The organism is Enterobacter sp. HMSC16D10, from assembly GCF_001807145.1.
GTDB classification, from domain to species: domain Bacteria; phylum Pseudomonadota; class Gammaproteobacteria; order Enterobacterales; family Enterobacteriaceae; genus Enterobacter; species Enterobacter roggenkampii.
The window spans coordinates 334,174-354,740 of record NZ_KV787817.1 but is presented as its reverse complement, the minus strand read 5'-3'; the positions used below and the strand labels follow the sequence as shown (position 1 = coordinate 354,740).

General features: G+C 54.3%; 19 protein-coding genes. 9 read left to right on the top strand and 10 right to left on the bottom strand.

Annotated elements, in window-relative coordinates; translation table 11 throughout:
* The 8 genes from HMPREF3143_RS01855 to HMPREF3143_RS01825 form a co-directional block, all read right to left on the bottom strand.
* On the bottom strand, window positions 1-1,711 hold a 1,711-nt coding region (locus HMPREF3143_RS01855), incomplete at its 3' end, for a putative bifunctional diguanylate cyclase/phosphodiesterase (protein ID WP_070531559.1).
* 17 nt (window positions 1,712-1,728) lie between these two features.
* On the bottom strand, window positions 1,729-2,223 hold the full coding sequence (locus HMPREF3143_RS01850) for a putative pterin-binding protein (RefSeq protein ID WP_008503255.1): 495 nt from the start codon (window positions 2,221-2,223) through the stop codon (window positions 1,729-1,731).
* 401 nt (window positions 2,224-2,624) lie between these two features.
* Window positions 2,625-3,206, bottom strand: coding sequence for a cytochrome b (locus HMPREF3143_RS01845; RefSeq protein ID WP_070531555.1), 582 nt, complete (start codon window positions 3,204-3,206; stop codon window positions 2,625-2,627).
* Window positions 3,203-3,730: a catalase gene (locus HMPREF3143_RS26155; RefSeq protein ID WP_254668411.1), complete on the bottom strand. Its 528-nt coding sequence runs from the start codon at window positions 3,728-3,730 to the stop codon at window positions 3,203-3,205. The genes HMPREF3143_RS01845 and HMPREF3143_RS26155 overlap by 4 nt, the downstream gene beginning before the upstream one ends.
* Complete coding sequence (locus HMPREF3143_RS26150; RefSeq protein ID WP_254668410.1) at window positions 3,655-4,275, bottom strand: catalase; 621 nt, start codon at window positions 4,273-4,275, stop codon at window positions 3,655-3,657. The genes HMPREF3143_RS26155 and HMPREF3143_RS26150 overlap by 76 nt, the downstream gene beginning before the upstream one ends.
* Window positions 4,276-4,763: 488 nt before the next feature.
* Window positions 4,764-6,308: a DHA2 family efflux MFS transporter permease subunit gene (locus HMPREF3143_RS01835; protein WP_065101719.1), complete on the bottom strand. Its 1,545-nt coding sequence runs from the start codon at window positions 6,306-6,308 to the stop codon at window positions 4,764-4,766.
* A 13-nt stretch (window positions 6,309-6,321) separates the two neighbouring features.
* Window positions 6,322-7,464, bottom strand: coding sequence for an HlyD/EmrA/EmrK family protein (locus HMPREF3143_RS01830; protein WP_021241698.1), 1,143 nt, complete (start codon window positions 7,462-7,464; stop codon window positions 6,322-6,324).
* A 49-nt stretch (window positions 7,465-7,513) separates the two neighbouring features.
* Window positions 7,514-8,986, bottom strand: a complete 1,473-nt coding sequence (locus HMPREF3143_RS01825; protein WP_175441102.1) for an efflux transporter outer membrane subunit — start codon at window positions 8,984-8,986, stop codon at window positions 7,514-7,516.
* Between the two features lie 204 nt (window positions 8,987-9,190).
* On the opposite strand from HMPREF3143_RS01825, the gene HMPREF3143_RS01820 reads away from it, so the two are divergent.
* The 3 genes from HMPREF3143_RS01820 to HMPREF3143_RS01810 all read left to right on the top strand — a co-directional run bounded on the left by HMPREF3143_RS01820 (window position 9,191) and on the right by HMPREF3143_RS01810 (window position 11,206).
* Entirely contained in the window at window positions 9,191-9,835 is a 645-nt protein-coding gene (locus tag HMPREF3143_RS01820; protein WP_021241696.1) for a TetR/AcrR family transcriptional regulator, read from the top strand.
* 124 nt (window positions 9,836-9,959) lie between these two features.
* The gene (locus HMPREF3143_RS01815; protein ID WP_045408027.1) at window positions 9,960-10,364 is read left to right on the top strand and encodes a helix-turn-helix domain-containing protein; all 405 of its coding nucleotides are present in this window, start codon (window positions 9,960-9,962) and stop codon (window positions 10,362-10,364) included.
* Window positions 10,365-10,696: 332 nt separating this feature from the next.
* Window positions 10,697-11,206, top strand: coding sequence for a hypothetical protein (locus tag HMPREF3143_RS01810; protein ID WP_070531552.1), 510 nt, complete (start codon window positions 10,697-10,699; stop codon window positions 11,204-11,206).
* A 32-nt stretch (window positions 11,207-11,238) separates the two neighbouring features.
* Here the strand turns inward: HMPREF3143_RS01810 and HMPREF3143_RS01805 are convergent, their stop codons facing one another.
* Both HMPREF3143_RS01805 and HMPREF3143_RS01800 read right to left on the bottom strand, forming a co-directional pair.
* Window positions 11,239-13,023: a diguanylate cyclase gene (locus HMPREF3143_RS01805; RefSeq protein ID WP_023293190.1), complete on the bottom strand. Its 1,785-nt coding sequence runs from the start codon at window positions 13,021-13,023 to the stop codon at window positions 11,239-11,241.
* A gap of 119 nt (window positions 13,024-13,142) precedes the next feature.
* On the bottom strand, window positions 13,143-14,252 hold the full coding sequence (locus HMPREF3143_RS01800; RefSeq protein WP_070531548.1) for an AI-2E family transporter: 1,110 nt from the start codon (window positions 14,250-14,252) through the stop codon (window positions 13,143-13,145).
* A 363-nt stretch (window positions 14,253-14,615) separates the two neighbouring features.
* Here HMPREF3143_RS01800 and mmuP point away from each other — a divergent pair, with 363 nt between their 5' ends.
* The 6 genes from mmuP (at window position 14,616) to tauD (ending at window position 20,521) form a co-directional block, all read left to right on the top strand.
* Complete coding sequence (gene mmuP / locus HMPREF3143_RS01795) at window positions 14,616-16,016, top strand: S-methylmethionine permease (RefSeq protein ID WP_047748054.1); 1,401 nt, start codon at window positions 14,616-14,618, stop codon at window positions 16,014-16,016.
* Window positions 16,003-16,935 carry a homocysteine S-methyltransferase gene (gene mmuM / locus HMPREF3143_RS01790; RefSeq protein ID WP_063618525.1) on the top strand — a complete coding sequence of 311 codons (933 nt, stop codon included), beginning with the start codon at window positions 16,003-16,005 and terminating at the stop codon, window positions 16,933-16,935. Before mmuP ends, mmuM begins: the two co-directional genes overlap by 14 nt.
* Before the next feature lie 176 nt (window positions 16,936-17,111).
* Entirely contained in the window at window positions 17,112-18,074 is a 963-nt protein-coding gene (gene tauA, locus HMPREF3143_RS01785) for a taurine ABC transporter substrate-binding protein (RefSeq protein ID WP_023293188.1), read from the top strand.
* Window positions 18,075-18,084: 10 nt separating this feature from the next.
* Window positions 18,085-18,852, top strand: a complete 768-nt coding sequence (tauB, locus tag HMPREF3143_RS01780; protein ID WP_023343464.1) for a taurine ABC transporter ATP-binding subunit — start codon at window positions 18,085-18,087, stop codon at window positions 18,850-18,852.
* The gene (tauC, locus tag HMPREF3143_RS01775; protein ID WP_045630661.1) at window positions 18,849-19,676 is read left to right on the top strand and encodes a taurine ABC transporter permease TauC; all 828 of its coding nucleotides are present in this window, start codon (window positions 18,849-18,851) and stop codon (window positions 19,674-19,676) included. The genes tauB and tauC overlap by 4 nt, the downstream gene beginning before the upstream one ends.
* Window positions 19,673-20,521 carry a taurine dioxygenase gene (gene tauD, locus HMPREF3143_RS01770; protein ID WP_069597917.1) on the top strand — a complete coding sequence of 283 codons (849 nt, stop codon included), beginning with the start codon at window positions 19,673-19,675 and terminating at the stop codon, window positions 20,519-20,521. Before tauC ends, tauD begins: the two co-directional genes overlap by 4 nt.
* Window positions 20,522-20,567: the final 46 nt, after the last annotated feature.

Here is a 20,567-nt window from a genome sequence, read left to right as displayed (position 1 = left end):
TAACGCGGTGGCCAGTTTTTGTTGACCACTTCAGTCGCGAGAGCGAGGAATATCCCGTTCCGAAATCATCGATGGAAATTTTGACACCCAGTGCCCGGAGCTTTTTGAGAATAGTGATCGGCATGTTGCTGTCACTGAAGAGCGAAGACTCTGTTACCTCTAGCTCAAGTCGGCTGGCCGGTAGCCCTGTCTCTTTCAGGATGGACTGCACCATCGCGGTAAACGATTTCGTGCCTAGCTGAACGGGGGAGACGTTCACCGAGATCCTGGCCGGCACCGCCCAGGACACCGCTTCCCGGCAGGCCATCTCAAGCACCGACTTGCCGATCTCATTGATCATTCCCGTTTTTTCAGCGACGGAAATAAAATAATCTGGCGCGAGTATCCCTTTCACCGGGTGTATCCAGCGAATAAGCGCTTCATAGCCGTAAATTTCATTGCTGAATGAATCGACAATAGGCTGGTAATAGACAACGAATTCATTGTGATCGATCGCCAGAGCCATATCATGTTCAAGGGTTCTGCTTTCCTGCAGTCTTTGCAGCATCCACTGACGGAAGACCTTAATCTGCTGCGAACCTTCTTTTTTCGCTTCGTAAAGGGCCAGATCGGCAAATTTGTATAGATAATCAGAGCGTCGTTCATTATCAGATAAAACGATACCCACGCAGGTGGCAATTTTTATCAGCTGGTTATTAATCGTATAGGGCTGGCTGATATGATCGCTGATTTCTTTGGCGCGCGAAACGGCGGCGGTTTCCGTGAGTCCGCTGGAGAGAAGGGCGAATTCATCGCCGCCCAAGCGGTAAAACGTATCCGTTGCGCTGCTCATCGAGGTCAGCCGTCGGGATACCTGATTCAGCAGCAAATCTCCCGTATCATGGCCATAGGTATCGTTGACCTCTTTGAAGCGGTCTAAATCAAATAACATCACCGTGACGGGGACGTGGTTTTTATCTGCCTGAAGATTAATTTTGTTGAGATCGTCCCAGAAGAAAAGGCGGTTTTTCATGCCGGTGAGGGAGTCATGATAAACATCATACTCCAGCTTCGCGTTCTGAATTTGCAGCTTTTCTTTTGATATTTGAAGCTCGTCAGCCAGGCTCTTAACCTGCATGTGTGCTTTCAGAATATTTTTATTCTGGTAGATCATTAAGAAGCCGAGAATAAAGCTTAAAATCACCAGGAGCAATGAAAGTGCCGAGTAGATATAATACAGTATCTGTATTTTCTTATTGGATTCGTTAACTGTGTTAATATCTTTTGTTAATGCCGTGGCAGAAAGCTGGCTTAGCGGTGCATCAAGTTCATGCATATTTGTCAGGTATGCTTTTAACTCCGGGTGGCTCATATTTTCAAGATGGCTATCCAGATAGGCCAGTATGTTTTCTAAGCGTAAAGCGAGTTCCTGATGCGTTTTATCGCTGTCAATGTAGCGACCTAAATCGCCCCCCTTCATTAAATCGCCCTGACTGAGCATAATTTCGAGGCGCATGCGGACCTGGTCTATCGTAACGTCATCGGTATCGGTTGCGTATAGACCAAGCCATGATTCAAAACGGTAATACTCTGATACCAGTTGTGCCACGGACCAGGACTCAGTGTATTGAGTCAGTTTTTGCAATTCTTGCTGACGATCATAAACAAGGTATGCAATATATCCTGTCGTGATAAAAAGAGAAAAAATGATACCAACCAGTATCCTGTTCATTATGTTCTCCTGAACGACTACTCAATCTTCATTTTGCTTACCTGCCATGCTGATCGTGAGTAATAAATCTGATTATTCAACTCAGGAAGACTGTCATAGGGGTATACAATGAACGATGGGCCTTTATCGCGGATGCGCATATATTCGCCATTGACCTTTAAGGCAAGGATGGCGTTGTATTTTTTAAAGTCGCTGAGAGGGATGATGGTTGAGTAATCATTGAGCGCAATAACATTCACGTTCGTACCTTTTGCACCCACATAATCCATGAGCTTGCTCATTGGGACACCCTCAAACTTCGTACGACCGTTATACCAGGGGGAGGTTGTCTCGAAACTCACGACACCCAGTTTTTCAAGGCTGGCGAGATCAAACACTGCTTTTCCATTTTCATTGGTATTTTCTATATTACCGGAAATCGTTAAAATGGGTTTACCAACTGGTTTTGGCAGGTCGCCAGCCCAGGTTACACTCTGTACCAGACAGCATAACAGCAGTAGGGTTAATCGCATTTTGACCTCCACCTTTTAACAGAAGTATAAGAATTATAATTTAGATATCACACGAGTTGATATATTTTGTTGGGAAGTCAGGGGTTTTATCGTTTTTATTGATGTGATATCAATAAAATCAATCTGTTAGGTGGTGTGGGTGACAGAGTGTTTGATACTCAAGCGACACTTAACTTTTTGATAAAGGCTAAAATTGCGGGCATAAATGCTCTGTTGATTAAAAAATAATCGCTTTAATTGAGGGATATTATCTTTTAAGACAATTGTGGGGTGTTCGTGGCGTTTTGACGTGCGAATCTGGAGACCAAATACGTGCTCCGGTTGTGTCCGTTGTTTCAGGATGATGACAAGCGAGGACACGTACATTTCGACTGTGCATGTCCCCTACCGCTTGCCTTACTTCAGGTCCTCCCGGATGGCTTACGCCGACTTGCCCCTTTCGCTATGCTGGCAAACACTGCGTCCCGGTAGATCCACGCGTGAACCAGTGCGGCAGAAAGATGGACCAGCACCACGGCAAAAAGCAATTTTGCCAGAAGGCTGTGGGCGTCGTGACACCAGGCATACAGTGCTGGACTGGTCGGGACAATCGCCGGCAGGTTGACGCCATCAAACATCACAATCGGCAGGCCCGCTGCCGACAGCTGCGCCCAGCCCAGCAGCGGCATTGCCAGCATTAACCCATACAGCATCCAGTGTGATGCCTTTGCGGCAAGCACCTGCCAGACGGGCAAATCGGCAGGAAGTCGGGGCGTCCGGCTCAGAAGTCGGTTGACCAGACGAACCAGTGCCAGCAGTAAAATGGCGATACCCAGCGGCCGGTGGAGGTCGATTAACCAAATCCGGTGATGTAACGACGTCATCATCGCGGCACCGATGAAAAGCATGGACAGGATCATCACCGCCATCAGCCAGTGAAGGCTCCGCGCCAGGGTATTGAAATGCTGCGGCGCGTGCTCTCGCCTATCTTTATTTGAGCTCATTTTACCTCCTGCTTTTGCACGGCTTCGGTGGCTTTGCCGTAGCCAATTTCCCGCTCACGGCGGCTGAAAGAGTGGGAGTAGGCAGCGGAGCGGGCGTTTAAGATGGGATCGTCAGACACCACAACGCCTGCAGGAACGACAGAAGGGTCAAAGTTAACGTCGCGGCACGCGCCTGTGGATTGTGCTTCGACGCGCGTCACTTCCAGCGTACCGGCCACCCTCTTTTTGCGATCGTCCGGCCATGGCTGCGAAGGGTCATCCACCGGATCGCCCGGCTGTGCGAGCTGCAAAACGTAATCCCAGTAGAGTGGCTTCTGCGCCAGGCGCTGACGCAGGTTTTCGAACAGGAAGTTGTCATCGGCTTTCTGCCGTTGCTCATCGCTTATCGACAGGAAAGGCTCGTGCGGACGCATCATCCAGCGAACGGCTTGACGTTCCCCCTGCGCGTTCACAAGGTAAAAGGCGTTAATGCTGTAAAAGTTGCGCCCGCGAAGCTGCCGGGGGCGGGTTTTTGTGCCGCCCATTTAAGGTATTTCTCCGCCTCCGGGTACGCTTTTAAAAAGTCTTTGAGACGCTGCGGATCCGGTTTCCCGGTGGACGCATCAACGGCCGTGGCTTTTCGTAAGGCCAGAAAACCTTCCGGGCTGTGCGTGGCGAAGAAAGGCTCGTTGTTCATCGCCATCCGCCATTGTTGCTTGTCATCTGTCTTTAGCAGTAGCGCCATGCTCAGGGTTTTGGTCGTACTATCCGGGGCATGCGGATCGCCGGTACCAATAGAGAATCGGCCCACCACGGGCACTTCCTGCTGTGAGAAGAGGCGGGAGGTTGAAAGGGAATCCGCCGAGCCGTTTGGCGTAAAGGTGCCGGCAAAGCAGATGCCTTTTCCATGCGCGCGACGAAAACCCGGCGGGAAGGGTTTCGGTGTTTCACCCACCAGTGCCTGGCTGACCGTGCGTGACCCAAGCCAGCCCGCCGTCCATGCAAAAGCAGATGCCAGCGTACCGGCGACAACGGCGATCGCTGCCAGCGCGCCCCAGGTTTTTTTGGACCTCAAATCCAGTTTCGACATAGACGTTTTTCCAGAACAAAATATCTTCACCTGTCATGCACAACGTGTTGCGCGTGACAGGTGTTAATACAGTGGCGAATATGGCTCGAGTATAGGAACTAAGGGGCGTAAAGAAAGAATATCACGAAAAGTTTAAACCTTTCCGCTGCAAAAAAGACCGGGTTACTCATCGTTGCGGAAGTTGTGACCGAGTGGTTATCCAGCGATAAAGAGTGGCGAAACAGGTAGGCGATGGCAGAAAATGTAAATAATGAACAGAAGGGATTATGCGATATTATCGATGAGATCGTCAGTTAACGGTTTCAATCTGTGTCTGAATAATTGCCTGATTTAGGACGCTTCTTCCACTGGGAAGCGTCCACTTTTTTATATATTGAAAAATATATTTCTGATATTAAGCACCGCTTTTTCTGTACAGAAAGTCTTGGTTTTTCATCCATCAAATTTTCTCTTTTATTTGACGCCCACATCCCTGTGCTGAATAACGATTAATGTCCTACAGATGCGGCATCAACAACGCGAGAGGGTTTCGGTGCTAAAGCAATAGCAAAAGCAGCGATAAAGAATATGACGCCTATCGACATCATCAGATTATTGGTAGAAAGCATCATGCTTTGGCTGTTAACCATCTTGTCAAAAAGCTCCCTAACAAACTGCCCACCTTGCTGAGGCGCCGAGTTGATGTACTGTGAAAGATCGCCTGTCGGGTCAACGACGGACGCCAGCCTGTCATGCGCAATATAGCGCTGGTCTTGCCATGACGTCGTCACGAGCGATGTGGCAAACGCGCCTGATAACGTTCGAACAAAGTTCATTAACCCGGCCGCGGAGGGCATTTCCGCTTCATCTACCGAGCCCATTGCAAGCCCCGTAATCGGGACATAGTACAACGGCATGCCAACGCCCATGAATAACAAAGGGACACAGATGGACCAGTAATCCATATCGGTCGTCGCGTAGGCACGCCAGAAGGTATCGAGACCGAGCCAGGCGCAGCCAAAGAAGATAAGAATGCGCGGATCGATTCTGTTGGAAAGGTTAGCGGCAACCGGAGAAAAGACCACCTGCAGAAGGCCACCCCAGGCCACTACAATCCCGGCCCATGTTGTTGTATACCCTAAGTTATATTGTAGCCACAAAGGCGTGAGGACATTCAGACCAAAAAAACACCCAAACGCAAGCGCGAGCACAAACATGCTGGCCGAGAAACCGCGATGGCGAAACACGCTGATATCGACAATCGGATGGTCAGCGGTCAGTTCCCAGATACAGAAACACAAAAAACCTATGCAGGCCACAATCGCCAGAACCCATATTTCTTCTGAGGCAAACCAGTCAAGGTCTTTCCCTTCATCCAGCATGATTTGCAGTGCGCCAACCCAGATAACCAGTAAAACAAACCCAACGATATCAATAGCGTTATTAACCAGCTCATCTTCGAAGATTTTCAATACTGACCACGCCACGACTGAAAAAGCGATGGCCATTGGAACGTTGATGATAAATACCCACGACCAGCTGTAATGATCGCAAATCCATCCACCGAGAACGGGACCAATAACGGGCGCCAGCAACGTGGTCATTGCCCATAGTCCCGTCGCCTGCATGGATTTTTCTTTCGGGAAAATACGCAGCAGTAACGTTTGTGATAAGGCCATCAGGGGGCCTCCTGCCATGCCCTGAAAAACTCGCATCAGCAGCAGCATTCCCAGCGAAGTGGAAAGGCCACAAAGCAATGAAAAAATACCGAACATGAACACGGAAATGGAGAAAACGCGCACGCCGCCAAACCGTGTGGTTAACCATCCTGAAAGCGGTACCGTAATGGCTTCAGCAACGGCATAGGCCGTGATGATCCAGGTACCCTGGCTGGTGCCTGCGCCCAGGGCACCAGCCATATTGGGTTGAGTGACGTTTGCAATGGTCATATTGAGCACGGCTAAAAAGTTCGCCATTGCAAGAACCAGGGCACCCACCCATAACATACCGCCCTTCAGCGAAGGAGGCTGGTTATCGATAACGAATGTAGACATAGCCCGGTTTCCGTTATTCACTTTTTAAATTAACTGTCGCTTTCATGGACAGCCCAACCCGCAGCGGATGTGCTGCAAGCTCGTCAGCATTGAGTTTGATGCGTACGGGTAAACGCTGAACAACCTTAATCCAGTTACCCGTTGCGTTCTGAGCAGGAATAACTGAAAACGCTGCGCCGGTTCCGCCATCAAAGCCTTCTACCGTTCCATGAAAAAGCACGTTATCGCCATACAGATCGCTTACCAGCTCCACTTTCTGCCCCACTTTCACATGCTGGAGTTGAACCTCCTTGAAGTTGGCATTGACGTGAATTTGCTGTACTGGCACCACGGACAATAACGGTGTGGAAGGTTGTACACGTTGCCCAAGCTCGACCTGGCGACGAGCAACCACGCCATCGACTGGCGAACGGATTACGGTTCTTTCCAGATCCAGTCTGGCCTGATCGCGCTTCGCTCTGGCAAGGACAACTTCAGGGTTGGTCTCGGTATCTGCGTTCTCAATCAGAACGGCATTCGCTTGTCTTGCACCCACCGCCGCCTGTTTTGCTGCATCTGCTTGCGCCACGGCGGCTTTAGCGGCATTCAGGTTTGCCAGAGCGGAAGCATAAACGTTTTGAATGCGCGTCAGCTCGTCGCCTGAAATCGCGCCTGTCTGCATGAGCGCCTCGCGTCGTTTGAGGTCAACCGTCGCGCGCTGGAAGTCAGCGTTTGCGGCATCAACCTGGGCCAGCAGGCGTTTTTGCTCTTTTTCATTAGCCACAACTTCTGCGCCGAGCTTTGTATCAGTGGCCTTATATCCATTTACTCGCCGAATGGACAGGTTCAGGTCTGCTTCCGCCTGATTAAGGGCTAGCTGCGCGTCGGTGGGATCCAGTTGGATCAGAACATCGCCTTTTTTTACCACCTGGGAATCCGTGACCAGGATGGCGCTTACCGTACCGGTAACGGCAGAAGAGAGTTGGGCTGATTCGACATCGGTATAGGCGTTATCGGTTTCAACATACCGGGAACCGACGAATTCCCACCAGGCAAAAGAGCCTGCACCAGCAAGCGCAATACTTACTGCAAGACAGGAGAACAAACGTTTTCTCTTTTTCTTTTTGATATCGGATGATTCAATATTTTGATTTTCAATCGCTGCAGAATGACTCATTTTATTTCCTTTCTTTCCACTATTTAGTTATTAACCTGGTGTTAAATAATCACTGTTTGCTCGAGGTATATCCGCCGCCTAAAGCGCGCGCTAATGCGACGTCAATCGTAAAGGCACGAGAATTAACGTCGGCTAATTTTCTGCGGGCAGCGACCAGCTCGTCTTCCGAGGATAAGACGTCAAGATAATCAGCAACTTTTCCTTCATACCTTTGTCTGGTGAGCGAATACGCTTTTTCTGCTGACGCGACTGCCGCCTGAGAATACAGCATCTCGTCTTTAAGAGAGGCTCTGCTGGTGAGCGCATCGCTCACTTCACGAAGTGCATTCGTTAACGTGTCGTTATATACATTCACCGCAATGTCATATTCACCGCTGGCGTATTTCAAATCACCCTGTAGCTGTTGCGTATTAAATATGGGCAACGATATTGCCGGGCCAAAGCTGCCAATTGCTGAGCCACTCCGGGTAAGGTTGTTAATACCCAATGACTGGAATCCGGCAAAGGCAACCAGATTAACGCTCGGGTAAAAACCGGCTTTTTTCTGTTTGATTTTCTCTGCTGCCGCCTCTGCGCGTAAACGTGCCGCGACAATATCGGGACGGCGACCAATCAGATCCAACGCAATATTGGGAGGAAGGTCCTCATGCGCTAAAAGCGTTGCCTTAGGCGCGGTTATGGCCAGCGCCCTGTCAGGCCCGTCACCGATCAATGCGGCGAGGGCATGTTTTTTGATCGCAATCGCTTCATCTATTGCCACCAGGTTTGCTTTTGCGTTGAGTTGACGCGTCTCAACCTGTTGAAGGCTGGATAAATCTTCAAGCCCCGCGTCATGCCGTTGCTGGAACAACGCAAGCGTACTGGTTCGTATCGTCAGGGTATCGTTAAGCGTTTCGCGAACGGTGTATAAATGCGCCAGCTCCGCGTAAACGGTAACAACAGACGAAGACAGCACCAGTCTTGTTTGCGCTTTTTCCGCGACTGCCGCCATTTCACCTGACGTAGCAGCCGCGAGCGCAGCGCGGTTTTTACCCCAAAAATCAATTTCCCAGCTCATATCCAGCGTGGTGCGCCCATAGCTGTTCCAGTTTTGGGGTGTTGCGCTTTCAGGCGTCACATAGTTGTAACTCATTTTGTCCCGCATAAAGCTGGCGTTAGCGGTGACCTCGGGGAAAAGCGATCCGCTCGCGCTTTGGGTCATCGCCTGCGCTTGCTTCACGCGAGCGTCGGCGATGTTAAGCGTAGGGGAATTTTTGAGCGCGTCATCAATCAGTCCGTTGAGCTGCTCATCACCGTATTTTTTCCACCAGTCATCTTTCGGCCACTGGCCGTTCTGATGTGGGAAACTCTGATCGCTTTTAAGTTGTGTGACCGTCTTCATAGGCGGTGGGGTGCCGAGATCGGGGATCATGGCGCATCCGCTCAGGCTGATGGCGGAAAAGACAACACAGCCCATCACTATCCTGGACCGGGTTGAACCGGAAATACGACACCTCGGGAGTGCCTCCTGAAAACCTTTCATCAGTACGCTCATCATGCTGTTCATCAAGTAGTCCAAATACAGTACCGTACAGTACGGTACGATTTATATCTTGACTTCTGAGCGCCGTCAAATAAAAATGTACTCGTCGGTACGATTACGAACCCTACTCACAGACGTGATTCCGAAATCAGATAACAAAAAGTGTTGGCGAGCGGCCAAACACCTAAACTACCGAGGAAACATATGGATAAAAGAGCGCTTAAACGGCAACAGATTCTGGACGTTGCATCCGGGCTGTTTCGACAAAAAGGATTTGATGCTACGTCTATCTCTGAGATCAACGCGATTGTGGGTGGCTCAAAATCGACAATTTACAGTCACTTTTCTTCGAAAGAAGAGCTATTTGTAGAATGCATGTCTTCTGAAACAGAACAGTATATTAAGAGCATGACTATTGAAACTGCAGGGCAGGTGCGCCTTTTCAGAAAATCACCACAGCTGGTCATCGAGCAATTTGCCGTTGCCTTTTTACGCTATATTTGTTCACCGGATATTGTGGACTTGCAAAGATTAATGATTTCCGAAGCCGGAAGGTCGGGAATTGGAGAGTTGTATTATGAACGAATGCAAAAACTTCGTTCAAATGTATCGGCGCTTTTCACCGATTTAATGAATCAAAATATTTTAAGAAAAGATGACCCAGTGCTGGCCGCTGAGTATTTTCGCTCTCTTCTCCAGGCCGGTATCCTTGAACCCTTGCTTTTAAAAGCACGAAAGGATCAGCCGGACGAAAGTGAAATTATCATGAAAGCGCAGGCCTCCGTTAATGCGTTTATGAAGTTGTATGGTCCTGAACAAAATGAGGATGTTGCAAAGACATCTCACTAAAATACAGTAAGCATTCTCTCACCCTATTATTAGGGTGATTTTTTCTTTTTGGAAATATTATTTTCAATTGTCATTGGATGACATTGCCAGCGGCCTTCTTGTAAATAAAATTTCGTGGATACTTATGTGTATAAAGTTTACTCTCTTAAAAGATCGTGAAACTGTAATTAAGTCCCTGACTCACTGGATTGACTCGAATTTATACAGACCTATTACCGTTCTGGATGTGGCGCGAAAATCCGGTTATTCATTGGCTTATATTCAACGAAACTTTCGCCAGGAGTGTGGCATAAGTATAGGTCTCTATATCCGCAGCCGGAAACTTGAAAAAGCCGCGCATATGCTCAGACATACGCAGCTCTCTGTTTCACATATATTTACAATGCTAGGCTACGAAGAGCCGTCAACGTTCAGCAGAGCGTTCTCAAACCAATATGGACTCTCCCCAACCAAATACCGTGAGATGGCTAAAAAAAGTCATGACATGAATGGCTTGTCGATATTGATTACTGAGGTGACGCGCGACTAATCCTTTGACGCATCGAGACGCAAGCGGCATAAATCATAGCGTTCTTCTCCCGGTTTAACGGTTCCCGTGAAGTGGTCATTGAGGCGACTCGAGGTAAATACCAGGTCTCCGTTCGGACGGATTGCCGGCGTGTCTGGCCTTGAGGCCATCATCTTTAACGGAATAACGCTTGCGTACTACGACCGAAAAACCCAGAGTGTGGTGCGGATAGACTAAAAGTGTTACCTATGTTCCCGGTCTGATCTGTCACCTATGTATCCGGTCATACACAGCAGCCACCCGGGCAATGATTGACCTTCTGACCCGACAAGAATGACAAGGACGAGTCCACCATGAAAAAAGCGCGTTTTTCCTTTTGGATCCCTCTCATCGCGGGCGGGATAGCACTGATATCGGCTTTTGTGGTCTGGTCAGTCAACATTTACCGCGTGACAAACCTTTCGATCCGCGGGGAGCAGTATCTTGCCTGTGGGGCGTTGCTGCTGGCGCTGGTGCCGATGGTCTATTTCATCAGAAAGGGGAGACTGAAAGGTAAGCGCCTTGCTGACGCGGTCAAAATCTACCTCGGCTTCTTTATTTGCAGCCTGCCGGTTGCCATGTTCGTGGTCTTTACAACGGCCTGGCTGCTGGAGGGGGACTATTCGGCCTGGAGCAAACCTTACCGGTATGAGTCCAGTACCCGCCACACCTGCTCGGGTGCGGAAGTCTACGAGCCGGAATTAAAGAAAGAGATCCGCATCTGTAACCCGCAGGGTAACGTTTATTCCGATACCACCCTGTATGTGGAAAAGCGGAGCAATGCCCTGGGGATTGTCGTGCTCTGGGCTATCACGCGCGCCTGAACCGGGGGAAAGTCAGGGCGCGAGAATCAGCGTCAGCCCGCCTCCAGCATCCCAAAACTCACAATCCGCGCGCGTCCCAGCTCTTTTGCCCGGTATAGCGCCACATCCGCAGCGCGCAGCAGGTTGTCGGTCTGGGCATGTTGTGGGTAGCTGGCAATGCCAATCGACACGTCCACCGGCCCAATCTCGGTCAGCCCGTAGCGAAGCGACAGCTCATGCACGCCGGTGTAAATCTTCTGCGCGCAGGCGTACGCTTCTGCTTCATCGGCACCGGAAAGCAGCACCAGAAACTCCTCGCCGCCATAGCGGAATGCCAGCCCGTTGTCATGTGCGGCCCGCTGAACAATTGACGCCACGCTTTTGATCACCAGATCGCCCGCTTCATGGCCGAAACGGTCGTTAATGCTCTTGAAGTGGTCGATATCAATCATCATGCAGCTTAAGGGCACGCCAGTGCGTATCGCCTGTGCCGTTTGGGTTTGCAGGGTATCTTCCAGATGATGACGATTACGCAGGCCGGTGAGCGGGTCAAACAACGCTTTTTCAAGCAACGCGTCGCGCAGACGCTGGTTGGCCAACGCCAGCCCGAGCGCCTCGGCCATCAGCTCCAGATACGCGCGGGAAGGGGCATTATCCGCCGTGATATTCTGGAAGGAGAGCAGGCCAATGGCCTCACCCTGAGCGATAAGCGGCACGCAAAGCGCGCTTTCCGCCTGGGATGCCGGAAGATGGTAGCAGGCAATATCCGGCTCGCCGTTCACCGGCGGGTGACTCTGCCCGCGACGCACGGCCCAGCACTCGTCCGGGTGGAACGTCGTCTCTTCACCCACCGGCGAAAGCCATTGCGCGACGCAGCGCATCTGCCACGGCTCGCGGTCAAGGACGTAGAGCCGGCCCGCGATCCCCGGCGCGATATTGGGGGCAAACAGCTCCGCCACGTTAATCACATCGTTAAAGTTCTCACACCCCTGCAGACGCTGGGTCATGCGCGCCAGCAGCTCGCGGATGGCCCAGTCGGCATCGCGCTCTTTTTCCAGACGCTGCCGCGCCAGGCCGTTTTCACGGAAGATGCTGATGGCCTGAGCCATATCGCCTATTTCATCAATCTGGTTGAAATTGGGCGTTTCAACCGCGTAATCCTGGGATGCCAGGCGGTGCACCACGTCGCTCAGGCGCACCACGGGGCGCAGCACGCGGCGTTTTAATATAAAGCCGAGCACAAACAGGAACAGCAGGGCGGTCAGGCCGACCGTCAGCTCTGAGGCGGTACGCAGCGCTTTCGATTTTTTTGTCGCCTCCTGAACGGCGGCGATGACGCGCTTGTCGAGTATCTGGCGGAAGTGATCGAGCTGATTCTGCGCGCGCTCAAGCTCCTGCTCATAGGGCTGACCATAGAGCAAGGCTACGGCCTGGGCGTCTTCACCGCGTTCCAGGCTTTCGAGGGCGGTTTGCTGCTCGTCCTGCAGCTCATCGACGATCTTTATTCCTTCATGCAGCAGGGCCAGTTCTTCATCCGATGCGCCGTTATCCTGCAGCTTTTCCAGCCGAAGCTCGATGCGCTTCAGGCTGTTTTCTGCCTGGTTATATTCCTTGAGCACCTGAGGATCTTTTTTAATGGCGTACAGCCGCGCTAAATCAGACTGCGCCCAGATATCGGTTTCGATATCTTCCGTCAGCTGATCAAATTTCTGCCGTTGTTCAACGGCCTGACGCTCGAGGGTATCCGCACTGGACGCCATCAGCATGATGATGCCGGAGGCGATGGTCAGGCAGACCGTGGCCCCATAGGCCCAGTTTGTTATCGTCGCGATTCGCACCAGATGATCCTTTTACGACATGAGTAGGATGGCGTTCTTCAAATTATAGAAAACGTCTGATTTAAGGCGAAAAAAAAGGCGGCACGGCGCCGCCTGGTGTGGTCTTTATCGTCACGTCCTTACAAATCTGGAGGATTTTTTCCTTCTTCTATGAAATCCGCGTCCAGCTCTTCGGCGTTGCCTTCGTGATCGCGACCGGAGAAGAGGTTCCAGCAGGCGATAAACAGCGCGGCGATGAGCGGCCCGATCACAAAGCCGTTAATGCCGTACAGCTCCATGCCGCCGAGGGTGGAGATCAGAATCAGGTAGTCCGGCATTTTGGTGTCTTTCCCCACCAGCAGCGGGCGCAGGATGTTGTCCACCAGCCCGACGACGATCACGAAGAAGCCGACAATAAACAGCCCCTGCCAGATCTGGTGCGTGGCGAACAGGAAGATAGCGGCGGGCACCCAGACAATCGCCGAGCCGATGGCGGGCACCAGCGAGAGGAAGGCCATCAATGAGCCCCAGAGCACGCTGCCGTCGATACCGGCAATGGCAAAGGCAATCCCGCCGAGGATGCCCTGAACCACGGCCACCGCCGCCGTCCCTTTTACCGTGGCGCGTGACACGCCGACGAATTTGGCGAACAGATGCTGCTTGGCAAAATCGGACAGGGGCAGGGAGTCGAGGATCTGGCGTACCAGATACGGGCCGTCTTTCAGCAGGAAGAACAGCAGATACAGCATGATGCCGAAGCTAATCGCAAAGCCAAAGGTGCCTTTGCCGATCAGGAACGCGCTGCCCGCCAGATACTGTCCGCCCTGCAGCGCGACGTCGGAGAGTTTTTTCTGGATCTGCGCCGCGTTGGTCAGGTTGTGATCCGCGAGGAAGCCGCTGGCCCAGTCAGGCAGGTGGTTGAAGATGCTCGCCACCACTTCCGGGAACTGGGTATTGTTCTCCTGCAGTTTGGTGTAAACCACGTTCAGCTCAATGGCGAGCGAGGAGAGGATCACCATCAGCGGAATAAAGACGATCAGGCAGATAATGCCAATGGTCAACAGCGAGGCCAGCCCGTTGCGATCCCCCAGCGCGGCGCGCAGCTTGTTTTTTACCGGATTGAAGATAACGGTCAGAATGGCGGCCCACAGTATCGCGGAGAAGTAGGGCGACAGCACGTCGAAGAAGGCCCAGGTCACAAGGGCGAGAATGAAAATAAAGAAACCTTTAGTCAGTCCGTTAAAGCGCATCAGTCAGTCCTGGTTACTAAGAAACTGTGACGACTATAGAACTGATTGTGAGAATTACCAACCTTGCGCCGGGTGGCGGCTGCGCCTTACCCGTCCTACGGGGAGTGTTACGGTATGACTTCGCGCTTTACGGATACCACTTTCGACTGACCGAAGATCGCCTTTTCCCGCACCATGCTGTAAGTATCTGCTTGCGGAGGTGCTTATGGCCTGGCGTCCGATTCTCTATGTCATCCTCACACCCCACCCCAGACTCAGCGCGCGGCGCGCCCGTTTGCGTCTGGTCATCTAGCTTTTTATTAACAATCGCGGTATAACACACCTTCTTTGGATGTTTAGATGTCCATACGTATAGAAGGTAATATGCAAACACAACAAGAAAATGGGCAGCTTAAGCGCACCATGAAAACACGCCACCTGATAATGCTCTCGCTGGGTGGCGTGATTGGGACAGGGTTATTCTTTAATACCGGCTACATCATTTCCACAACCGGGGCGGCGGGCACGCTGCTGGCGTACCTCATAGGTGCGCTGGTGGTCTGGCTGGTGATGCAGTGTCTGGGCGAACTCTCCGTGGCGATGCCGGAAACCGGCGCGTTCCACGTCTATGCCGCGCGTTATCTTGGCCCGGCGACGGGCTACACCGTGGCGTGGCTCTACTGGCTCACCTGGACGGTGGCGCTCGGCTCGAGCTTTACCGCCGCGGGCTTCTGCATGCAGTACTGGTTCCCGCAGGTGCCCGTCTGGGCGTGGTGCGTGGTCTTCTGCGTGGTGATTTTTGGCCTGAACGTCATTTCCACGCGCTTCTTTGCGGAGGGTGAGTTCTGGTTCTCCCTGGTGAAAGTCATCACCATCATCGCCTTTATTATTCTTGGCGGCGCGGCGGTCTTTGGCTTTATCCCGATGCAGGACGGTTCACCCGCGCCGGGCTTAAGCAACATCACCGCCGAGGGCTGGTTCCCGCACGGCGGCCTGCCGATCCTGATGACCATGGTGGCGGTGAACTTTGCCTTCTCCGGGACCGAACTCATCGGTATCGCCGCAGGGGAAACGGAAAACCCGCACAAGGTCATCCCGGTGGCGATCCGCACTACCATTGCGCGCCTGATCATCTTCTTTATCGGCACCGTGTTTGTGCTGGCGGCGCTGATCCCGATGCAGCAGGCGGGCGTGGAAAAGAGCCCGTTCGTGCTGGTTTTTGAAAAGGTCGGTATTCCTTACGCGGCGGATATTTTTAACTTCGTGATCCTGACGGCGATCCTTTCGGCGGCGAACTCCGGGCTGTACGCCTCCGGGCGCATGCTGTGGTCGCTCTCTAATGAGAAAACGCTCCCGCGCTGCTTTGCCCGCGTGAACAAAAACGGCGTGCCGCTGACGGCGCTGTCGGTGTCCATGCTCGGCGGCGTGCTGGCGCTCTTCTCAAGCGTCGTGGCACCGGACACGGTATTTGTCGCGCTCTCGGCGATTTCTGGCTTTGCGGTGGTAGCCGTCTGGATCAGCATCTGTGCGTCACACTTCGTCTTCCGTCGTCGCCATCTGCAGTCCGGCCAGCCGCTCTCTGCGCTGCAGTACCGCGCGCCGTGGTATCCGCTGGTGCCGGTGCTCGGCTTTGTCCTGTGCGTGGTGGCCTGCGTCGGCCTGTGGTTTGACCCGAGCCAGCGCATTGCCCTTTATTGCGGGATCCCGTTTGTCGCCCTGTGTTATGGTGCCTATTACCTGACCCGAAATCTGACATCGCAGGAGCCTGAACATGTCGCAGAATAATCCGCTTACCGCCCTCCTTGAAAAGCAGCCGTTTGTGGTGCTGGATGGCGCGATGGCGACGGAGCTGGAAGCGCGCGGCTGTAACCTGGCAGACAGCCTCTGGTCTGCCAAAGTGCTGATGGAAAACCCGGAGCTTATCCGTGAAGTGCACCTTGATTACTACCGCGCGGGCGCGCAGGTGGCGATCACCGCCAGCTACCAGGCCACGCCTGCGGGCTTTGCGGCGCGCGGCCTGGACGAGGCGCAGTCCCGGGCGCTGATTGGCAGAAGCGTGGAGCTGGCGCGTAAGGCGCGTGAAGCGTATCTGGCCGAAAACCCGCATGCGGGCACGCTGCTGGTGGCGGGATCCGTTGGGCCGTATGGTGCCTATCTGGCGGATGGCTCAGAGTATCGCGGTGACTACGTGCGCAGCGCTGAGGAGTTTACGGCCTTCCACCGCCCGCGCGTGGAAGCGCTGCTGGATGCGGGCGCTGACCTGCTGGCCTGCGAAACGCTGCCGTCTTTTATTGAGATTAAGGCGCTGGCGGCTCTTCTGGCCGGGTATCCCCGCGCCCGGGCGTGGTTCTCCTTTACCCTGCGGGATAGCGAGCACCTGAGCGACGGCACGCCGCTGCGTGACGTGGTCAGCGTGCTGGCCGACTCTCCGCATATCGTCGCGCTGGGCATTAACTGCATCGCGCTGGAAAATACCACGGCGGCGCTGAAGCACCTGCAGAGCCTGACGTCGCTGCCGCTGGTGGTCTACCCGAACTCGGGCGAGCATTATGATGCGGTGACCAAAACCTGGCACCACCACGGCGAAGCGTGTGAGACGCTGGCGGGGTATCTGCCCCAGTGGCTGGACGCCGGAGCGAAGCTGATTGGTGGCTGCTGTCGCACCACGCCGAAGGATATTGCTGAGCTTAACGCGAAGCGCTGAGTTTTTTGCCGGGTGGCGGCTGCGCCTTACCCGGCATAAAACAACCGCACAAAACCAACTATCCTTTCCCATTTTTTATCTAAAAACGAATCGTTATGAGCGATTCATTTTTATTCCTTTATCAAAATTCCCGCGTTGGAAATACTGCCCTCATAACAACAAGGGGAGCAGGCACTATGGCAATTTCATCGCGAATCACACTACTCGGCGCGCTGGCGCTGTGGGCATTTCAGGCGCAGGCGGTGGACGTCACCGTCGCGTATCAAACTTCTGCGGAACCGGCGAAAGTCGCGCAGGCGGATAACACCTTTGCCAAAGAGAGCGGCGCGAAGGTCGACTGGCGCAAGTTCGACAGCGGCGCGTCCGTGGTGCGTGCGTTAGCCTCCGGCGACGTGCAGATCGGCAATATCGGTTCCAGCCCGCTGGCGGTTGCGGCCAGCCAGCAGGTGCCGATTGAGGTGTTCCTGCTCGCCTCGCAGCTCGGTAACTCTGAAGCGCTGGTGGTGAAGAAAAACATCACCAAACCGGAAGACCTGATCGGCAAACGCATCGCCGTGCCGTTTATCTCCACCACCCACTACAGCCTGCTGGCGGCGCTGAAACACTGGGGCATCAAGCCGGGTCAGGTTCAAATCATCAACCTGCAGCCGCCGGCGATTATCGCGGCCTGGCAGCGCGGCGACATTGACGGGGCCTATGTGTGGGCGCCTGCGGTGAACGAGCTGGAAAAAGACGGCACCGTGCTGACCGACTCCGAAAAAGTAGGCCAGTGGGGCGCGCCAACCCTCGACGTGTGGGTCGTGCGCAAAGACTTCGCCGAGAAACATCCTGAGGTGGTGAAAGCCTTCGCGAAAAGCGCGATTGACGCCCAGCAGCCGTATATCAGCAACCCGGATGAATGGCTGAAGCAGCCTGCCAACCTGGAAAAACTCTCCCGCCTGAGCGGCGTGCCGGAAGCGGACGTGCCGGGGCTGGTGAAGGGCAATACCTATCTGACCCCCGCGCAGCAGGTGCAGCAGCTGACCGGGCCGGTTAACAAAGCGATTGTGGATACCGCCACCTTCCTGAAGGAGCAGGGCAAAGTGCCCGCAGTAGCGGCGGATTACAGCCAGTACGTGACCGATCGTTTTGTGAAATAAGGAGTTCGCCATGCTGAATATTACAAATCTGTCTGCCGATTACGGTGGTAAACCCGCCTTACAGGACATCAACCTGACGCTGGACAGCGGTGAGCTGCTGGTGGTGCTGGGCCCGTCCGGGTGCGGAAAAACCACCCTGCTGAATCTCATCGCCGGGTTTGTCCCTTATCAGCATGGCACCATTCAACTGGAAGGCAAAAAGGTGGAGGGCCCCGGCGCCGAGCGCGGCGTGGTCTTCCAGAATGAAGGCCTGCTTCCCTGGCGCAACGTGCAGGAAAACGTGGCGTTTGGGCTGCAGCTTGCGGGCATCCATCGCGAACAGCGGCTGGAAACGGCGCGGGCGATGCTGAAAAAAGTTGGGCTGGAAGGCGCGGAAAAACGCTATATCTGGCAGCTTTCCGGCGGCCAGCGGCAGCGCGTCGGGATTGCCCGCGCGCTGGCCGCGAATCCGCAGCTGTTGCTGCTGGACGAGCCGTTCGGGGCGCTCGACGCCTTCACCCGCGAGCAGATGCAAACCCTGCTCCTGCGCCTCTGGCATGAGACGGGCAAGCAGGTGCTGCTGATTACCCACGATATCGAAGAGGCGGTGTTTATGGCGACCGAGCTGGTGCTGCTCTCGCCGGGGCCGGGCCGCGTGCTGGAGCGCTTGCCGCTGGATTTTGCCCGCCGCTACGTCGCGGGGGAACCCGTGCGCAGCATCAAATCCGACCCGCTGTTTATCGAACAGCGTGAATACGTCTTAAGCCGCGTGTTTGAACAGCGGGAGGCTTTCTCATGAGCATCGTATTCAGTGAAAAAACGCGCCGCACGCGTCTGGCGCTGCGCTGGCCTTTCTCACGTCAAATCACGTTGAGCGTCGGCACGCTACTGGTGCTGCTGGCGGTGTGGTGGGCGGTTGCTGCCCTGCAGTGGGTCAGCCCGCTGTTTCTGCCGCCGCCGGGACAGGTGCTGAGCAAACTTATTACCATCGCCGGGCCGCAGGGCTTTATGGATGCCACACTCTGGCAGCACTTAGGCGCCAGCCTGGCGCGCATTCTGGTGGCGCTGCTGGCGGCGGTGATTATCGGCATTCCCGTGGGGATTGCGATGGGGCTGAGCCCGACGGTGCGCGGCATCCTCGACCCGCTGATTGAGCTTTATCGTCCGGTCCCGCCGCTGGCCTATCTGCCGCTGATGGTGATCTGGTTCGGCATCGGTGAAACGTCAAAAATCCTGCTGATCTATCTGGCGATTTTCGCCCCGGTGGCCATGTCGGCGCTGGCGGGCGTGAAGAGCGCCCAGCAGGTGCGGATCCGCGCGGCGCAGTCGCTGGGGGCCAGCCGTACGCAGGTGCTGCTGTTCGTGATTTTACCGGGCGCACTGCCGGAGATTTTAACCGGGCTGCGCATCGGCCTCGGCGTGGGCTGGTCCACGCTGGTGGCGGCAGAGCTGATTGCCGCCACGCGAGGGTTAGGGTTTATGGTGCAGTCGGCGGGTGAGTTCCTGGCGACTGACGTGGTGCTGGCAGGGATCGCGGTGATCGCCGCGATTGCCTTCGGATTAGAACTGGGGCTGCGCGCGTTACAGCGCCGCCTGACGCCCTGGCATGGAGAAATACAATGAGTGAACGTCTGACCATTACCCCGCTGGGGCCGTACATTGGCGCACAGGTGTCGGGCCTGGATGTGACCCGTCCGCTGAGCGATAACCAGTTCGAGCAGCTGTACCACGCGGTGCTGCGTCATCAGGTGGTGTTCCTGCGCGAACAGGCGATCACCCCGCAGCAGCAGCGCGCGCTGGCCCTGCGGTTTGGCGATCTGCATATCCACCCGGTCTATCCGCATGCGGAAGGGGTGGAGGAGATTATCGTCCTCGACACCCACAACGATAACCCGCCGGATAACGATAACTGGCACACCGATGTGACCTTTATCGAGACGCCGCCCGCCGGGGCGATTCTGGCGGCGAAGCTGCTGCCGGAGACGGGGGGCGATACGCTGTGGGCCAGCGGCATTGCGGCGTATGAGGCGCTCTCCGAGCCGTTCCGGACGCTGCTGAGCGGGCTGCGGGCGGAGCACGATTTCAAAAAATCGTTCCAGGAGTACAAGTACCGTAAAACGGAAGAGGAGCATCAGCGCTGGCAGGAGGCGGTCGCGAAGCATCCTCCGCTGCTGCACCCGGTGGTGCGGACCCATCCGGTCACGGGCAAGCAGGCGCTGTTTGTGAACGAAGGTTTCACGACGCGCATTGTGGACGTGACGGAAAAAGAGAGTGAGGCGTTGTTAGGTTTCCTGTTCGCGCATATCACCAAACCGGAGTTCCAGGTGCGCTGGCGCTGGCAGGAGAACGATCTGGCGATCTGGGATAACCGCGTGACGCAGCATTATGCCAATGCGGACTATCTGCCGCAGCGCCGGATTATGCAGCGGGCGACAATTTTGGGCGATAAGCCGTTTTACCGCCCCTGATCCTGTAGTACCTGTAGGCCGGCTAAGCGCAGCGCCACCCGGCGAA